The sequence below is a fragment of the Iningainema tapete BLCC-T55 genome (assembly GCF_014698965.1).
GTDB classification, from domain to species: domain Bacteria; phylum Cyanobacteriota; class Cyanobacteriia; order Cyanobacteriales; family Nostocaceae; genus Iningainema; species Iningainema tapete.
On the sequence record NZ_JACXAE010000009.1, the window covers coordinates 249377 to 266147 of the forward strand.

General features: G+C 40.3%; 16 protein-coding genes. 9 read left to right on the forward strand and 7 right to left on the reverse strand.

The features are described 5' to 3' along the window. Positions 1-58: 58 nt before the first annotated feature. From ICL16_RS02040 to hpnH, 3 genes are all read left to right on the forward strand, one after another. Positions 59-2737: an efflux RND transporter permease subunit gene (locus tag ICL16_RS02040; protein WP_190825209.1), complete on the forward strand. Its 2679-nt coding sequence runs from the start codon at positions 59-61 to the stop codon at positions 2735-2737. Between the two features lie 15 nt (positions 2738-2752). Then, a complete protein-coding gene (hpnA, locus tag ICL16_RS02045; protein WP_190825210.1) occupies positions 2753-3742 on the forward strand; it encodes a hopanoid-associated sugar epimerase in 990 nt (329 codons plus the stop codon). 79 nt (positions 3743-3821) lie between these two features. Then, complete coding sequence (gene hpnH, locus ICL16_RS02050) at positions 3822-4847, forward strand: adenosyl-hopene transferase HpnH (protein WP_190825211.1); 1026 nt, start codon at positions 3822-3824, stop codon at positions 4845-4847. Between the two features lie 78 nt (positions 4848-4925). On the opposite strand, the gene ICL16_RS02055 is transcribed toward hpnH, so the two are convergent. From ICL16_RS02055 to ICL16_RS02065, 3 genes are all read right to left on the reverse strand, one after another. Then, positions 4926-5111: a DUF6887 family protein gene (locus ICL16_RS02055; protein WP_190825212.1), complete on the reverse strand. Its 186-nt coding sequence runs from the start codon at positions 5109-5111 to the stop codon at positions 4926-4928. Continuing rightward, positions 5098-5283: a DUF6888 family protein gene (locus ICL16_RS02060; protein ID WP_190825213.1), complete on the reverse strand. Its 186-nt coding sequence runs from the start codon at positions 5281-5283 to the stop codon at positions 5098-5100. Before ICL16_RS02060 ends, ICL16_RS02055 begins: the two co-directional genes overlap by 14 nt. A gap of 128 nt (positions 5284-5411) precedes the next feature. Beyond that, on the reverse strand, positions 5412-5765 hold the full coding sequence (locus ICL16_RS02065) for a helix-turn-helix domain-containing protein (protein WP_190825214.1): 354 nt from the start codon (positions 5763-5765) through the stop codon (positions 5412-5414). A 245-nt stretch (positions 5766-6010) separates the two neighbouring features. Between ICL16_RS02065 and ICL16_RS02070 the strand changes: the two genes are divergently transcribed. The 3 genes from ICL16_RS02070 (at position 6011) to ICL16_RS02080 (ending at position 8057) form a co-directional block, all read left to right on the forward strand. Continuing rightward, positions 6011-6751 (forward strand): dienelactone hydrolase family protein, encoded by a 741-nt coding sequence (locus ICL16_RS02070; RefSeq protein ID WP_190825247.1) that lies wholly within the window; start codon positions 6011-6013, stop codon positions 6749-6751. 140 nt (positions 6752-6891) lie between these two features. Then, positions 6892-7254: a hypothetical protein gene (locus ICL16_RS02075; RefSeq protein WP_190825215.1), complete on the forward strand. Its 363-nt coding sequence runs from the start codon at positions 6892-6894 to the stop codon at positions 7252-7254. A 170-nt stretch (positions 7255-7424) separates the two neighbouring features. Beyond that, on the forward strand, positions 7425-8057 hold the full coding sequence (locus tag ICL16_RS02080) for a restriction endonuclease subunit R (protein WP_190825216.1): 633 nt from the start codon (positions 7425-7427) through the stop codon (positions 8055-8057). A gap of 7 nt (positions 8058-8064) precedes the next feature. Here ICL16_RS02080 and ICL16_RS02085 read toward each other — a convergent pair whose 3' ends face one another. The 4 genes from ICL16_RS02085 to ICL16_RS02100 form a co-directional block, all read right to left on the reverse strand. Further along, complete coding sequence (locus ICL16_RS02085) at positions 8065-9279, reverse strand: J domain-containing protein (protein WP_190825217.1); 1215 nt, start codon at positions 9277-9279, stop codon at positions 8065-8067. 1 nt (position 9280) lies between these two features. Then, positions 9281-11029 carry an Hsp70 family protein gene (locus ICL16_RS02090; RefSeq protein ID WP_190825218.1) on the reverse strand — a complete coding sequence of 583 codons (1749 nt, stop codon included), beginning with the start codon at positions 11027-11029 and terminating at the stop codon, positions 9281-9283. A gap of 65 nt (positions 11030-11094) precedes the next feature. Then, positions 11095-11739 (reverse strand): nucleotide exchange factor GrpE, encoded by a 645-nt coding sequence (locus ICL16_RS02095; RefSeq protein ID WP_190825219.1) that lies wholly within the window; start codon positions 11737-11739, stop codon positions 11095-11097. A 46-nt stretch (positions 11740-11785) separates the two neighbouring features. Further along, complete coding sequence (locus tag ICL16_RS02100; protein ID WP_190825220.1) at positions 11786-12115, reverse strand: hypothetical protein; 330 nt, start codon at positions 12113-12115, stop codon at positions 11786-11788. Between the two features lie 543 nt (positions 12116-12658). Between ICL16_RS02100 and ICL16_RS02105 the strand changes: the two genes are divergently transcribed. From ICL16_RS02105 to ICL16_RS45210, 3 genes are read left to right on the forward strand one after another with little or no spacing between them, the layout of a single operon-like run. Continuing rightward, complete coding sequence (locus tag ICL16_RS02105; protein WP_238360548.1) at positions 12659-13465, forward strand: hypothetical protein; 807 nt, start codon at positions 12659-12661, stop codon at positions 13463-13465. 4 nt (positions 13466-13469) lie between these two features. Continuing rightward, a complete protein-coding gene (locus tag ICL16_RS02110; RefSeq protein ID WP_190825222.1) occupies positions 13470-14369 on the forward strand; it encodes a DUF1822 family protein in 900 nt (299 codons plus the stop codon). A 20-nt stretch (positions 14370-14389) separates the two neighbouring features. Further along, entirely contained in the window at positions 14390-16729 is a 2340-nt protein-coding gene (locus ICL16_RS45210; RefSeq protein WP_238360549.1) for a protein kinase domain-containing protein, read from the forward strand. Positions 16730-16771 lie beyond the last annotated feature (42 nt).

A 16771-nucleotide genomic window follows, 5' to 3' on the forward strand; every position in this document is an offset into this window, starting at 1 on the left:
CTACACGAGGCTAGCATTTTAGCATACAATTTAAAATTAGTGACAATATTAGTCAAAAATGGTAGAGCCTAATCACTCACAATCTGTAAGACAACGTTTTAATATCTCCAAATTAGCAATTCGATATTCTTGGCTGACAATTAGTTTTTGGCTGGCAGTGACGGTAGCTGGGCTTTTAGCATTCAGTTCCCTTAAATATGCTTTGTTTCCAGATGTTACCTTCCCAGTAGTAGTAGTCAATGCTACTTCTTCACTGCCAACTGCTATAGATACAGAGGCAAAACTTACCCAACCAATCGAACAGCGTTTGCGTTCTCTAGAGGGAGTTGATGAAATTCGCTCCTCCACCTATCCAGGGCAAACTGTGGTGAGTTTGTCTTTTGCTGTGGGGACTAACTTGTCCGAGTCAGCTCGCAAAGTGGAAACAATCTTGAAGCAGACGAAACTGCCTCAAGGCGCAACTTACAAAATTATCCCTTTGAACCTGAACGAGTCAGCAGCTATTACTTACGCCATTGAAAGTTCAAAACTGAATTTAACCGATTTGACTAAGCTAGCTAAAGACCAAATTATCCCCAGCATTGCTAAAATACCAGGAGTACTCAAAGTCGATCTGTTAGGAGTAGGCAGTGCTTCTCCTCCTCCAACATCAACAAGTGCGGCTTTACCACAGAATGGAGCAACATTAGTTCGATTCAACGGTAAAGATGCTTTGGCTTTTCAAGTAATTAAACGAGGAAACGCCAACACTTTGGAAGTAGTTGATCGAGTGGAGAAACAAGTACAAAAACTACAGACAACTTTGCGCGATGTGCAACTGAGTTTGGCTGCTACTCAAGCAGAGTATATCCGCAATGCAACTCAAGCAACAATCGAGTCTTTAATTGAAGCGATCATTTTGTCGGTTGTAGTAATTTTCCCTTTTTTGCGCAACTGGCAAGCAACGTTAATTTCTGCACTAGCGATTCCCGTGTCTATATTGGGAACGTTTATTGTGATGGCTTTGTTCGGCTTTAACTTGGAGACAATTACATTGTTGGCACTGGCTTTGGTGATAGGCTCAATTGTGGATGATGCGATCGTTGATGTAGAAAACATTATGCGTCACGTTGAAGATGGAGCGCATCCCCGTGAAGCCGCCCTGATAGCTACCAATGAGATTGGCTTGACAGTTACAGCCGCAACTTTTACAGCTGTAGCAGTTTTTCTCCCTATTGGTTTGATGGGTGGGGTGATTGGTCAATTTTTCAAACCGTTCGGCATCACTGTATCAGCAGCCATGCTCACATCTATGCTGGTAGCCCGTACTTTATCGCCAGTTTTATCAATATACTGGCTCAAACCCAAACCTTCTAGCTCTCCTCGTCGAGAAGGAAACATAGCTCAAAGCTTTAACCAATCTTACCACGACTTACTGCGCTGGTCTTTGAATCATCGCAAGATAGTGATGGGGTTAGCTTTACTGAGCTTTATTGCAGGTATCGCTATTATACCACTGATCCCCAAAGGTTTTATTCCCAAACTAGACAGGGGAGAGTTTAATATTGTTTATACTGGTCCTTTGCCAATTCCACAAGGAGCATTTGAGCAGGGGAGATCGAATTCTCCATTCTCTACTTACGATTCACCATTTTCTATTCCCGATGTCAAAATCTCTAACCCCCTGAATGATTCTCTTGAGGTTGCGCAAAAGTTAGAAACTGCAGTCAGAAAATTTCCTGATGTGTCCAAGGTTTTTACTATTGTGGGAACTCGCGAGGGTGAGCCAAACAAAGGTAAGCTGTATGTAAAGTTGAAGGAAGAACGTAAACTTAAGACAGCGGAAATACAAGACCGAATACGCTCGTCTTTGCCTTCTCTTCCTGATGTTACCACTAGTGTGGAAGATATTCAATTTGTTGATGCGGGTGGTGGACAAAAACCTTTACAGGTAGCTTTAAGAGGTAACGATCTCAAAGCTTTAAATAATGCAGCTAATGCAGTGAAAGCTAGAATTGAGAAACTCCCCGGATTTGTTGATGTGACAGTTACAGGTGAAGGTAACATACAAGGCTTTATTTTCCAGATTGAGCGGTTGAATAGTCAGCGGGTAGCTTATATTAGTGCTAACCTTGGTAAAGATTTACCTTTAGGTGATGCTACTGATAGAGTAGTAGCAGAAGCTCAGGCTGTTTTACCACCGGGGGTTGATTTGAATTTGGGCGGAGACTCTGCTCGCATTGGGGATATTTTTGGTAGTTTCGGCACTACTCTGGCAATGTCCGCAATATGTATTATTTTAGTGCTGATTTGGCTTTTCAAAGGTTGGGTTGATCCGGTGGTAATTGGGATTTCTCTACCTTTGGCATTGGTAGGGGCGATGTTGTCGTTGCTTTTGACTAGGAGCGATTTTGGAATGATATCGCTGATCGGTTTTGTTTTTTTGCTGGGGATCAGTAATAAAAATGCTATTCTGATTGTGGATTATATTAATCAGTTACGTCAAGCTGGTTTAAATCGTACAGAGGCGATTTTGAAGGCAGGACCTGTGCGTCTGCGACCAATTCTGATGACTACTGCTGCTACGATTTTAGGGATGGTACCTATTGCTTTGGGTTTGGGAGCGGGATCTGAATTGCGATCGCCTATGGCTGTAGCTATTGCTGGCGGGTTAATTAGTTCCACTGTGTTGAGTTTAATTGTTGTGCCAGTAGTATACACCATTCTCGATGATTGGTTTCCCCGCAAGGGATTTTAAATGGGGGAGAGGTTAATGCGCGTTTTTGTTACGGGTGGTACGGGTTTTATTGGTGCTAACTTGGTACGGTTGCTAATATCCCAGGGATATGCTGTAAAAGCACTGGTACGTAGTAACAGCCGACTGGATAATTTACAGGGATTAGATGTTGAGCTTGTTAAAGGCGACCTTAATGATACAAAATTATACCAGCAGATGGTAGATTGCCAGTATCTTTTTCATGTTGCTGCTCATTATTCATTATGGCAAAAAGACAGGGAAGCACTGTATTACAACAATGTATTGGGAACGCGCAATGTGTTGGCGGCGGCACGTCAAGCTGGGATTGAGCGCACAATTTATACCAGTTCTGTTGCAGCGATTGGCGTGGGTGCAGCGGGTGAAGTTGTAGATGAAACTCATCAAAGTCCCTTAGAGGAACTTATTGGTAATTACAAGAAGTCTAAGTATTTAGCAGAGCAAGAAGCTATGCAAGCAGTTCGTGCTGGTCAGGAGGTGGTTATAGTTAATCCTAGCACTCCAATTGGTCCATGGGATATTAAGCCTACCCCTACTGGGGATATTATCTTGCGGTTTTTACGCCGTCAAATGCCTGTTTATATGGATACTGGGTTAAATTTTATTGATGTGCGTGATGTAGCGTGGGGACATTTGCTAGCATTACAGCATGGGAAATCAGGCTCGCGCTATATCTTAGGACATCAAAACCTAACCCTAAAACAAATACTTGAACAACTTGCTGAGATTACAGGTTTGAGCGCTCCCCAACAAACTATTCCTGCGTGGATACCTTTAAGTGTTGCTTGGGTTGAGGAAAAAATTCTTGCTCCACTAGGTAAATCACCTTCAGTTCCTCTCGACGGTGTACGCATGGCAAAGCAACCCATGTACTACAATCCATCAAAGGCAATACGAGAATTAGGACTGCCTCAGTCTGACATAAAAATAGCACTCAAAGATGCTGTAGATTGGTTTGTAACTCAGGGATATGTAAAAAGCTTGTAGTAAGCACTTTAGTGCTTATATATTATGAGCGAAACAAACCTTTAAAATTCAGTATTATCACAGAGGAGTGATAAGAGCAATGGGAATCAGTTTACAACAAGCTGTAGAAGTAGGGAAATATTTAGTTACTCAGCGTCTTTCCGGACGCAAACGCTTCCCACTAGTCTTAATGTTAGAACCTTTATTCCGCTGTAACCTGGCTTGTTCTGGTTGCGGTAAAATTCAGCACCCAAAAGAGGTGCTTGTCCAAAATCTCACACCAGAACAGTGTTTTGCAGCAGTATCCGAGTGTGGTGCGCCCATTGTCTCGATACCAGGAGGAGAACCTTTACTGCATCCTCAAATTGATGAGATTGTACGAGGATTGGTTGAGCGCAAGAAGTTTGTTTATCTGTGTACTAATGGTTTATTGTTAGAAAAAAGCTTAGATAAGTTTCAACCCTCTCCTTACCTAAGTTTCAGCATCCATTTAGATGGGATGCGGGAGTTGCACGATAAATGTGTCGATCGCAAAGGTGTTTTTGATATTGCCGTTAAAGCGATTCGGGCAGCTATTGCTAGAGGTTTTCGCGTCACCACTAACACAACTATTTTTGATGGTACTAATCCTCAAGAAATGCAGGAGTTTTTTGACTTCCTGAGTGGGCTGGGTATTGATGGTATGATGATTTCCCCTGGCTACAGCTACGAGTGGGCACCAAATCAAGAAGCATTTCTCAAGCGGGAACAAACTCGCGCCCTTTTTCGCGAAATTCTTGCACCTTACAAAGCAGGGAAAAAGAATTGGAATTTCAACAGCAATCCGCTATTTTTGGATTTTCTTACAGGTGAGAAAGATTACGAATGCACGCCTTGGGGTAGCCCAAGTTACAGTGTGCTCGGTTGGCAAAAGCCTTGCTATCTGCTAAACGAAGGACATTACGCCACCTACCAAGAATTGTTAGATGATACCGATTGGAGTCAATACGGTAGGGCTAGTGGTAATCCTAAGTGTGCAGATTGCATGGTGCATTGTGGCTATGAACCTACCGCTGCAATGGATGCTATGCAACCACAAAATATAATGCGCTCTATTAGTGGTGTGTTTGGGATGGCAAGAGGTTAATGAGTTATGCGATCGCATTTCTCAGTCTGAGTGCGAGGAATGCGATCGCATAACTAGAGAGCCGCCTAACACTTTTAGTTATTGCTGGTTTTGTTGGCGTTTAAGTTCAATAATCTCCGGTAACTGGTCTGGGGAATCTAGCTTTATGCCAGTAGCCTCAACACGGGTTGCCAGTGCGTTGATGGCTTCTTGGTCGTCACGATGTTCTAAAACGTAAGCTCGCAACTGTCTGGTAGTCATGGAAAGAAAATTAGGGTTGCTCATAACTCAATTCTCCGAGTTGATTAATTGCGATGATCGATTCAACTCCTGCAATGATGACAATTCTGTTATCCCTTTGATCTAGGGTGACAAGGTAAATGGGCAGGTACATTTTAGTCAGCCAGTAGCAGGCTATATAAGCTATCCTAAATTGCTCAGTTGTTGGTTGTTTCATCTTCTATATAGTGATACATTTGGCTTAAGTCCTTGCAATCAAGGGTTTTAAAAGAGGGTGATCGCCTTCATGAGGTACAGTCCTCTTTGTTTACCTATTCTATCAACTCATAGTAGACAAATCAACGCTCAGGCGACATTTTTCTGCAAAACCACCAAAAGTTCAGATGGATCAATGTAAACAGATGGAAACAGCTTCTTAAAGTCCACGTCAAGGGCATTGCAGATAGCCAAAATTAATTCAGTGGAAACAGCTTCTGCTTTGCCAACTTCTAACTTGTGAATGTATTGGTAAGTGCAAGTCAAGCCATTTCTACTAACTTTTTGTGCTAGCTCTCGCATGGAGACTTTACCGCGTAAAGATTGTAAGCGTTTTCCCAGATCGTGACTCCAGTGGAGTCTGTCAACGCATTCTAGAGAAATCATAAGTTTGGTTTGATCGTTCTTACCCACATCGTCAACTCCTAGTTTACAAAAAGACATTTGATGACTACTATGAGTTTAAAGTCTTGACAAAAATAAAATAAGGAGGCGACATGAATAATGATGTCGCGCAGATTTTGCTGCTAATGATTAGCAATCGTCCGCATTCTAGGAGAATGGGACTGGGTGAGGAATTCTTCAAACAAGCTAAAGAATCTGTCAGCTGTGTTGCCTTCGTCCGCACAATAGAAGAAAATTTCCATCCACCAGGAATTTTTCTCGTATCGATACATGGAGACACAAAAGTGCAAATTACTAAACGTAATGTCGAGTTGAGAGTAGATGACAGCTTGATGCGTGTATATGTGGCGTCTCCTAAACCAGCAGGAATTTATCCTGGCATTATATTCTATAGTGACATTTATCAATTAGGCGAACCAATGATTCGTCTAGTTAATTACTTAGCTGGGCATGGCTATGTGGTGGCAGCCCCGGAAATTTTTCATCGAACTGAGCCAGTAGGTAAAGTGATTGAGCCAAATGATCTTGGTAGAATGCAAGGTAATGACAATGCTCGTCGCACTCCCATCGCTGGTTATGATGCTGACTGTCTTGCTATGATTGAATTTCTCAAAGCAGAAAGTGCTGTTTCTCCAGATAAACTAGGGACGTTAGGCTTTTGTATTGGTGGGCATTTATCTTTCCGGGCAGCTTTACAAAATGAAATTAAGGCAACAGCCTGCTGCTATCCTACTGGTATTCCTAGTGGCAAATTGGGCAAAGGGATAGCTGATACAATTGAGCGAGTAGGTGAAATCAAAGGTGAGATGCTCATTGTGTTTGGTACTCTCGATCCACATATACCATCCGGCGATCGCCAAATCATCATTAAAGCTTTGGAAAATAACAATATTCCTCATCAAGTTTTACTCTACGAAGCAGAACACACCTTCATGCGCGATGACGGTTATCGCTACGATTCTGCTGCCACTACCTCTGCTTGGGCTGAAATCATAGCTTTTTTTGAACTTAAGTTTAGTAATTGAGTATGATTTTCTCATCTTGTTCTTAGGTAAATCTCATCAAGTCTACTCTTATTCTTAACTTCTTCTTATTTCCTCATCAGGTAGCTCTCAGCAAGTGGCTACATTCTATTAGTGACAAGCAAAAGTCTTCAAGAGGAAATATGATGAAACGCTTAGTTATTGGTACAGTATCATTTTTAGTATTATACACTGCTGCTGCTAGTAGCGTGAATGCTCAATCACTCAATTCTGCCCCTCCATCTACTCAAACAACGGTAGGTGCAACAGAAATTCGCAGTTTTTCGCCCTTTGAACTTGTCAATTTTGCTTATAGAGGGTCACTTAAGCAACAAGGTATCTCAGGATACAATGTGCTGCTTTCTGATTATCGTAGGGGTAAAATCGATGCTAAATCTGTGGTTAAGGCTGGTATTACTGCTGGGAGGGTATCACCCAATGCTTTGAGCAATCAAAAGTATTTAAATGCTGTTAACAGCCACCTTCAATTCTTCAAGGCAAACTAAGTGAGTAGAATTCAGTTCTATTAGCCTTGAATTGAAGTTCAAGGTGTACTCAGGTGGAGATGCAAGATTTGAGGAGAGTGCTTGATCGAGAAAAATTCTTGGTTTTGCACTCTTTGGAAAACTTTCCACCATAAGTATAATAGATTAAATTGCTTTTGAACTACTAAGGTATGGTCGCACTCCAAGCAAAAAATATAGACTTACGCTACTTAATAGATAATTTTGGTATTCAGCTAGTTCAGAATGACGAATTTTTTCCGGAGTGGCAAGAAAATTTACCAGAAATCACAGATTTAGATAAACTACTTTTAGACAAAGTTAAAGCGGGTTATTTTAATCTACTCAACTACCCACCGCTACTAGAAGATGTTGTCAGGATGGCGATTCTTGATCCCATTCTGTTTATTGGCGATTTTTATTTAGCCCCCTTTTATGTTAAATCAGAAGAATCTGTAGATATTGCAGTGGAAGATGAAGGAGTCATTATCAAAGGAAAACTTGACACATTAGTGTTAAAAAATCAATTTTGGGTAATGGTTATTGAATCAAAAAAAGCTTCTTTTTCCATTGAGGAAGGACTTGCACAGATCCTCGCTTATATGTTAGGAAATCCTACCCTAGACAAACCTAGCTATGGCATGATTAACACTGGCGGAAGTTTCGTATTTATTAAATTGGTGAAAGGAGAAACGCCTCACTACGGTACATCTAAAGTTTTTTCTCTTCGCAATCCTAACAATGAATTGTATGATGTCTTGCGGATTTTAAAACGGATTAGTCAGTTAGTAATCTCGTCAAACTAGTAAAAACTTAAGCTGAGTGTTCAATCCGATTGAATAAGTCTTTATTCAATCCATATAGCTCGAAATATTGAGTTTTAATACGTTTGATTGAAGAAATAATCTTCCGGCTGGGAAACGCAAATATTTCGGCAATAATCTCATCAAGTGCATCTTTTCTCTCTTGTTCTGTATTATGCAAATTAAAATAATCAGCTAGACAAAACGCAACTAGTTTTTGGCAGGCTTCTAAAATTAAAGAATCATTTTTCAAAAGCTCGTATTGCTCTAAAGGTACAATCATTTGCTCCAATCGTTTATATAGTTCATTAATATCTAAATCATCTCGATCAAAATCTCTAGCAATACTAACTAATTGAATAGCGGCTCTTAATATATAAACATCAGCTAGCTTGATCCCAATTTTTGTGACTTCAAACCCCATACTGGCAAATCGACTAGCTGCATATCTTCGTGATTCTTCACTATCAGGTAAGATTAATGCTATTCTTTGTGCTGTTTCTTCTATTTTTTTAAATTCACCATTAAAAAGGTGAACACGACAAATGAAGAAAAGAGTATCAATGTCATAAACATCGGCTTTTCCGTCAGCATTAATCGCACGTTCCGCCCAAGCTAATGCTTCAGTATGATTACCTTCTTCAAAGTAAGTAACAGCTATATCCAGATAAGGCTGAGAATTAAAAGATTCTAGTTTTATGGCTTTTTGGAAGCATTCACGAGCGTTATGATAAAGTTGAGGTATCAAGGCGTCTTGATCATCTAAGGAGTCAGCTTGTTGTTTGTAAGTATGACCAAAGTTACTCCAATAAACTGGTACATCTGGGTTAGTTTTAGTTAAAGTGCGGTAAACTTTAACTGCAAAGTCCCAATTTTCAATATTAATGTAACAAAGTCCTAGTAAATTACGCGCACCATCAGCTGCTGGTGCTAGTACTAAAGCCTTCTTTAGTAAGGGAATAGCACTTTGGCACTCTTCAGCATTCATTTTCTCTTCAGCTTGGTTAATCAAGTCTTTGATTTGATCCCCATACTGCTGCAGAGAGTCATAATTTTGTTTGGCTTTTTCATCGGAAAGTGTGTTATACGCTTCCCGGATTTGCTTGAACTTTTCTGGGTTTTTTTCCGGAGAGTATTTACGTACTAAACTAAAGTAAGCTCGTTTGATTTCTAGAGCCGTCGCTTGGGGTGATACTTCTAGGATCTGATAGAGTTCGTATGCCATCTCAATCGTCCATGTTATTCTCTAAGTCAAATAAGAAGTCTACCAGGCGATCGCCCACTGCTTGAATTTCTTCTGTGTTATCATTCATTAGTGCTGTTTTCAGATCGATCACCAGATCAGATAGTGGTAATCTGTCATCAGATGGCATTTCTGTCAACAGCCGCTCAGCTTTATTAATTAACCCTTCATATTCCTTTGCCTTTGCATTTTGCTTCCACAATTCTCTCAAACGAGAAGCTGCACGAGATAAGGCATCGCTATCCATCCGCAGCGCAGAATAAGCATACTCTAGTTCAACACTTTTATTTGTACCGGGAATTGTCGCTTTCAATTTAGCTATTCCATTGATATCGTAGGAAAACTCCACTTTCACGGGATAAGGATTACCATCCGCTGCTGGCGGTATATCAGTAATTTCCGCAAATAATCCTGTATCTATTGCTTCAGATGGTAGTTTCGCTTTACCAGTGTTATCTTGATATAAGCGTACCTCTACGCGCTGTTGATCTGCTCTCAATAATGTATAAGTTTTATTTGTAGAAAAAGGAATCGTTGTATTCGGTTGAATTAATGGTTCATAAGTTAGCATATACTGCCTACCGACTTCACTAATTACTTCAATCCCTAATCCAAAGGGCGCAACATCGGTAAGAATAATACCTGATTCATCCGGAATTAAACCGCTTGCAAGCGCTGCCTGAATAGACGCGCCTATGCCTACAGCTAAATCCGCGCCTACATCTGGTGCTTTACCTTCTTTGCCAAACATCTCGAAAACTAGTTGGCGCACAGCCGGAATGTAAGTTGTACCACCCACTAGTAGCACGCGGTTGATGGCACTGGGGCGCAGTTTTTTGGCGTTAAGTGCTTGTCGCACGCACTGCCGTGCTTTATCTAGTAAAGGTGTTATGGCGATTTCAAATTCTTGGCGAGTAATTTCTACTTCTAAGTCTACTGATTTGCCATTCAATGTGGCAATGTAGGGAATTCTCACGGAATGGGTGTGTTGTACTGAAAGCGCTCTTTTGGCTTTTTCTGCGGTTTCTTTGAGTGCGCCGTATGCTTTGTCGGAAATTTCTGCTCCTGGGTTTTCTGCTTGAAATTTTTCTCGGAGTAATTCAATCATTGCTTCGTCGAAGTCTTTGCCGCCTAGTTGGGGGTTTCCAAAGCTACATTTTACGTCTAAAACTCCGGAGATCATTTCTAGTACGGTTATGTCTAGTGTACCGCCACCAAAGTCGAAGACGACGAGTTGTTGTTCGAGTTCGATGTTTTTGATGCCAAATGCTAATGCTGCTGCTGTTGGCTCGTTGATGAGGCGGGTGATTTTTAATCCGGCTAATTCTCCGGCGTTTAGTGTTGCTTGTCTTGCTGCGTCGGGAAAGTTGGCGGGTACGGAAAGTACTACTTCTCGTATGGTGCTTCCTAATGCTTCTTCGGCGTTTTCTTTGAGTTTGCGCAGTATGAGTGCGGATATTTCTTCGGGGCGGTATTCTTTGTCTAAGAGTTTGATGGTTTCTCCTGTTCCCATTTTACGTTTGATTTCTCTTATGCCTCGCCCGGTTACGTCTACCCAGCTTCTGGCGTCTTCTCCTACTAGGAGTTCGCCTTTTTTGTTGATGGCGACTATTGATGGTATGATTGCTAGTTTGGTGATTGGATCGCTTATGGGGTGGGATTCGTTGTTTTTGTATACACAGATTTCTGAGGTTGATGTTCCTAAGTCGATTCCGATTGCGTAGTCTTTCATTGTTTTTTTCCTTTTTAACCGCCAAGACGCCAAGAGCGCCAAGAAAGAGGAGATAAGGGAGGTTTTTAGTTTTGGGTTGGGGGGGTTGCTATGATTACTTTTGCTTTTTGAATTATGCGCTCGCCTATTCTATATCCCCAGTTTGTACATTTTATGATGTTTCCGGGTGTGATTTCTGATTGTTGTTCTGATGTTATTTGGTGGATTTTTTCGTTTGGTGGTTCGTTGTGTTTTGGTTTGATTGGTTCTAGTCCTTGGTTTTTTACTGTTTGTTCATATTCTGATAGGAGTTTTTCTATTGTTTTTTTGTTTTCTGTTGTTTCGTTTTCTATTGCTCTTTCTAGTATTTGAAAGTAGTCTATTGCTGATTGTTCCCAGTTTTGGATTTTTCTCTGGTTTTCTCCATTTTTTTGCCTCTGTTCTATTAATGTTTTTTCTATGGTTTGTTCAAATTTTTCATATAGTTGTTGTATAATTGTACTGTTTTCTTGGATTGCTGCTGTGTTTTTGTAGTATACCCGGATTATTTGTTTGGGGTCGTCTATGTTTATAGTATTGTTTATATAATTTTCTAATGTTTCAGTAATTGAAGATTCTATAGATTTTTTTAAATTTTCGTTAATAAATGTTTGAAGAGTTTCATTGATTGATTGTCGTAAGGCTTCATCTAAACTTTTTAAAGTTTTATCGCTGGTTTTTTTGGTACTCATCAAGTTTACTCCGCCAAAAGATGATTTGTTTTTGGATATCGGTTATTTAATTGATGTTTTTGGATGGGGGAGGATATTTTTTGTTTGGGTTTTTCGGTATTGCAGTTTTGGGCAGCGATATGGTAAGAAATCCTTGCTTTGGTGTTACTCCGGTTATGTTTCTTATCCATTGTGAATTTAAACAAATTTTATTTACCTCTGTTCGATTGTTTGGGTTTTGAGTCTGGGTGGTAGGAATACCTTTTAACTGTTTGTGGCAGGGAAACCTTGTGCGTAAGTTGGTTGGTGCTTTTGTGTGACGGGTAGGATGAGCCGAAACTGCTGAGTAACCTACTGTCACTGCTAGTAATATTGGGGCAAGATTTTTCAGTCGCATCTTAATATTTACCTTGGATTGGGAGCTTTATACACAGTCATTCATCCAAAAAGCTGGTTTTTCCGCAAAATGGCAATCTCTTTGGCTTGAATTGTTAATATACCTTTTGGGGTGCATTTTGTTCATACATATCTATATCTAGTCAGGTTTTACAGAATATGCAAGTCTTTACCAACTAAAAGTTTCCCAGTTTTTGATTCCCAATACTACCTATGCTAACCTTGAAAAAAAGATAATTCACGCTTATCCCTCCTGTCTACGGTTTGAAGGGCAGAGGGCAGGGGGGAAGTCTTCTTTTCGTGTCTGGGGGTGGAAATTTTTTCTTGCGGCTGTCTCCTGAATGCATAACTTAATTTTCTCTACCTGATGAGAAGTATAGAAGGGTTTTTGAGGCTATGTCTCATCCCTCTACCCCCCCAACCCCCCTTTTAAGGGGGGCATTAAACCCTCCTTTTTAAGCGGGGCATTAAACCCTCCTTCATCAGGGGGGCAGGGGGTTTCACTATTGCTAACTGAGAAGTATTGCGGTACGGAGGATGCTTTTTGGCTCATACTGAGGTATGTCCCTTTTCTCTAATGCCTGCATTTATGTGTCTCAATGCGCAAGTGCTAAGCCAATACTTAGACGGTAGTCAACAAGAGTTACAACTTTATGAATTAATCTTGGAGTTTTGCAAACAACCTGTTGGTAGCTTTCGGCACAAAAGAGCTTTTCTTCCCCTGCTGAAGGAACTTCAACAACTACAAGGATTAGCTAAACCTAAGTATGGTTACCAGCATGAAAAATATCCTGATGTACTTCATGATACTTTAATTCAGGTGCGCGATCGCCTCTGTACTGATTTTCAACCTGTTATGCCTACGCTGAGAGGTAGTTTAGTAGTATGGATTAATGAGAAGTTACGTTTGAAATATAAGGTAATTGAATTGTTTTCTCCTCAAACTATACAGGAGGTGCCGATAGATAATCGTATTAACCCTGAGGGTGATGAAACTTTTGCTGATGTGACATCAGATCGTCAAATTGATGGCACTATTAGGCTCAGTGGAATATGGCAACTTATTGAGGAGGAAAATCGGGAAGAAAGTCAGCAATTTGACGACAATTTACGCAATTACTTTGCACAAGATCCAGAGGCTATTTTACGCCAATGTCATCCCAGAAACCGAGAGGATTGTAATTGCTATGAATTAATTAAAAGGCGATTATTAAAAAATCCTCCAGATAAATGGAATGAAATTGTGAATGATTTAAACATCCACTACGGCACTATTACAGCCCATTGGAATAGAAAATGTGAGCCTCTGATACAACAGATTACCAGAAACCTTGGTCACCAAGGAGAGTAAAATTATGAATACTATACAAACCTTCTCAATCAAAGTTCCACTAGTCAGCTTTGCTCATGAATATGCACAGCAATTTGCACTGGAACAAACTACATCAACTAAAGGGAAACAAGTTTATCTCAATACTTTAGCTGTTTACGCTGTACATAGTTTTTTGCAATTAATGGATATAGGTACTGATATTAGTAAAGGGAATAGTTGGCATCCTATTTATAGACGCTTTCATAATGTATCTGATCTGGTTTTACCAAAATTTGGCTCTTTAGAATGTCGCCCTGTTTTACCGGGGGAAAAGTTTATTTCTGTGCCAAAAGAAGCAACTGAAAATCGGCTCGGATTGGTAGCTGTTCAGTTTGAAGAAAGTCTTGATGATGCACAAATATTGGGATTTGTCAAGACAAATAATTCCGGATTACTACCACAACAAATAGAATTGAGTAAGTTACAATCTATGGAACAGCTTTTAGATCGATTGGAACAAATAGCCGCCAACCAAATGGTGAATTTGGGTCAATGGTTGGATAATTTGATTGATGCAGGTTGGCAGACGGTAGAGGCAGTTTTCGGTTCAAATCTGATTTTAGCAAGAGTAAGGCGATCGCCTTCTGTTGGTGTTGTACAGGCAAAACGAATTAATGACGAGCTTGCCTTGGTTGTTGCTGTTATGCCTACTGCTACTGAAGAAAGGCAAATCATTATCCAAGTCCATCCCATTGGTAGTCAAACCCTACCTCCTGGTGTTAAAAGTATTATACTGGATGAGTTTGGTAAAGAGCTCTTGCAAGAGAGCGCTAAAAAGGCTGATAATTGGATTCAATTAAAGATTGACGGTAAACCAGGAGAACAGTTTAGGTTAATAGTTGCTATGGGTGAAGCTAGCTTCACAGAGGATTTTATGATTTAGCTGCGCTAAGGAAGGGAAAAATGGGCAAGTTAGTTGTCCTCAATATCATGAATGGTGATTTTGAAAACGGTTTTCCGGTACTTCTGCAAATTGCTACAGAAGGTGAATTCCAATTTGCTGAGGAGAACGGTTTTTTGCCGTCTGCGCCAGAGTTGCTTCAACATTATCAAAGTTGGCGTACTCCTTACAGCAATCTGGTATCCAGCTTAAGAAATTCTCGCATCAAAGTCGCAGGATCAACTACTTCCATATCCGAAATCAAAGCAGCTAGTCAAAAGTTGAAGTCGAGCCTAAATAACTGGCTTAGTTCACAACAGATGCACTCGATATCTAAAACTTTATACAAAAATTTAACCAACAAATCTGAGGATATCCGGCTCATCATTAGAACTCAAAATATAGACTTGCAGCGGTTGCCTTGGCATCTGTGGGATGATTTCTTTCAACACTATCGTCGGGCGGAAATGTCTTTGAGCCTGCCGACAAGAAGACGAAGACAACCAAGTTTTAGAGAAAAAACTAAAATACTAGCAGTTTTTGGTCAGCGAGAAGCTTTAGACAATAGTACTATTGATATTGATAAAGATTGGGAATTGCTCAAAGAGCATTTATCTGACAATACTGAGTTAGTTCGTTTAGTCGAACCTTCATTGGAGGATTTATACGACGCACTGGAAAATTATAGCCCAGATTTGTTTTTCTTTGCTGGGCATAGTTTTAGTGAAGAGGATGGAGCGAGGGGAGCGATTGAATTAAATCACGATGAACCACCAATTACCATTGATAATTTGAAACCAGCTTTGAGAGATGCTGTGGAAAATGGGTTGCAACTGGCAATTTTCAACTCTTGTGATGGATTGGGGATTGCCAGAGAATTAGCTGATTTGCACATTCCACAAATTATCGTTATGCGTGAACCTGTGCCAGATGTGGTGGCACAAAAGTTTTTGCAGCGATTTCTCGAAGCTTTTACTGGAGAAAGATCGGTTTGTCTTGCGGTGCGACGTGCTAGGGAAAAAATTCATGCTTTGGAACCAAAATTTCCTGGTGTTACTTGGCTACCAATAGTTTTTCAAAATCCAGCTGAGCCACCATTGACTGGGCGTGAGTTTCGTCGGATTGCTACTGGGGTAGAATCAACTCAGGTGTATCCATCTACTGAAGCTGAAAATCAAAGTCAGATATTATGGTTGCCAACTCGTTTGAGTAATTCGCCACAACCGCAGTCACCAACTGTAGTTAATCCTCCGCCAAAACCAATTACCTGTAGTAAAGGACATCCCAATCCCACTAACAATAAATATTGTGTTTACTGTGGTGAATCTTTAGGAATAACTGCTCCCTCCTTATTACCGCCAACTTCTGTAACCAAGGTGGAGAAGCAAAACTCAGCTGCAACACCAATTCCTACACAATTATCTACGGGAAGTGTCATTGGCGGACGCTATAAAATTATCCAACCTTTAGGTAGGGGAGGGTTTAGTCAAACATATTTAGCTGAAGATACACAACGCCCAGGCACACCTAAATGTGTTGTTAAACAACTCCACTTGATTGAAAACGATCCATCTGCTTGTCAAATTGCCAGACGTTTGTTTGCTACAGAAGCACAAGTGTTGGAACAATTAGGAACACATGATTATATTCCTCGACTTTTAGCTTATCTGGAAGAAAACCACAAATTCTATTTAGTTCAAGAGTTAATTGAAGGTCAAGATCTCAGCCTAGAGATTATACCAGGTAAACAGATGAGTGAGTCCTATGTCCTTTTCTTGTTACGAGATGTACTAGAAATACTAGAGTTTGTTCATCAACAAAATGTAATTCATCGTGATATTAAACCCTCAAACTTAATTAGACGCCAGCAAGATGGCAAGTTAGTTCTCATTGACTTTGGCGCAGTTAAGGAAATTAGTAATCAAACACTGAATTCTCAAAGGCAATCAATGACAGTTGCTGTGGGTACATCTGGCTATTTACCACCAGAACAAATGTACGGTAAACCACAATTTAGTAGCGATATCTATGCACTGGGAATGTTGTGTATTGAAGCGATTACAGGAATGCGCCCTTACCAATTACAGCCAGATCCGAATACAAATGAAATTCGTTGGCGCGAACGCGCACAGGTTGGCTCTCAACTGGCAATAATTTTAGATAAAATGGTATGTTACGACTTTAAGGAAAGGTATCAGTCAGCGACAGAAGTTTTATGGGATTTAAAAGCTTCAATCCTACCCAAAACAATCAAGAAAGTATGTTCTTCACCCAGCTTACCATCAAAACCAAACAAGCAAATTAACTTCAAGCTTTATGCGATCGCCAGGGTCTTCAGATTAATTGGTGATAAGTTTATCTAATATATAAAAGAAATTTTTCCGTGACTTTAAGCCAGATTGCTT

Coding starts and splice junctions, on each gene's coding strand:
- ICL16_RS02040 (WP_190825209.1), top strand. CDS start 59: ATGGTAGAGCCTAATCACTCACAATCTGTAAGACAACGTTTTAATATC.
- hpnA (WP_190825210.1), top strand. CDS start 2,753: ATGCGCGTTTTTGTTACGGGTGGTACGGGTTTTATTGGTGCTAACTTG.
- hpnH (WP_190825211.1), top strand. CDS start 3,822: ATGGGAATCAGTTTACAACAAGCTGTAGAAGTAGGGAAATATTTAGTT.
- ICL16_RS02055 (WP_190825212.1), bottom strand. CDS start 5,111: ATGAGCAACCCTAATTTTCTTTCCATGACTACCAGACAGTTGCGAGCT.
- ICL16_RS02060 (WP_190825213.1), bottom strand. CDS start 5,283: ATGAAACAACCAACAACTGAGCAATTTAGGATAGCTTATATAGCCTGC.
- ICL16_RS02065 (WP_190825214.1), bottom strand. CDS start 5,765: ATGTCTTTTTGTAAACTAGGAGTTGACGATGTGGGTAAGAACGATCAA.
- ICL16_RS02075 (WP_190825215.1), top strand. CDS start 6,892: ATGATGAAACGCTTAGTTATTGGTACAGTATCATTTTTAGTATTATAC.
- ICL16_RS02080 (WP_190825216.1), top strand. CDS start 7,425: ATGGTCGCACTCCAAGCAAAAAATATAGACTTACGCTACTTAATAGAT.
- ICL16_RS02085 (WP_190825217.1), bottom strand. CDS start 9,279: ATGGCATACGAACTCTATCAGATCCTAGAAGTATCACCCCAAGCGACG.
- ICL16_RS02090 (WP_190825218.1), bottom strand. CDS start 11,029: ATGAAAGACTACGCAATCGGAATCGACTTAGGAACATCAACCTCAGAA.
- ICL16_RS02095 (WP_190825219.1), bottom strand. CDS start 11,739: ATGAGTACCAAAAAAACCAGCGATAAAACTTTAAAAAGTTTAGATGAA.
- ICL16_RS02100 (WP_190825220.1), bottom strand. CDS start 12,115: ATGCGACTGAAAAATCTTGCCCCAATATTACTAGCAGTGACAGTAGGT.
- ICL16_RS02110 (WP_190825222.1), top strand. CDS start 13,470: ATGAATACTATACAAACCTTCTCAATCAAAGTTCCACTAGTCAGCTTT.
- ICL16_RS45210 (WP_238360549.1), top strand. CDS start 14,390: ATGGGCAAGTTAGTTGTCCTCAATATCATGAATGGTGATTTTGAAAAC.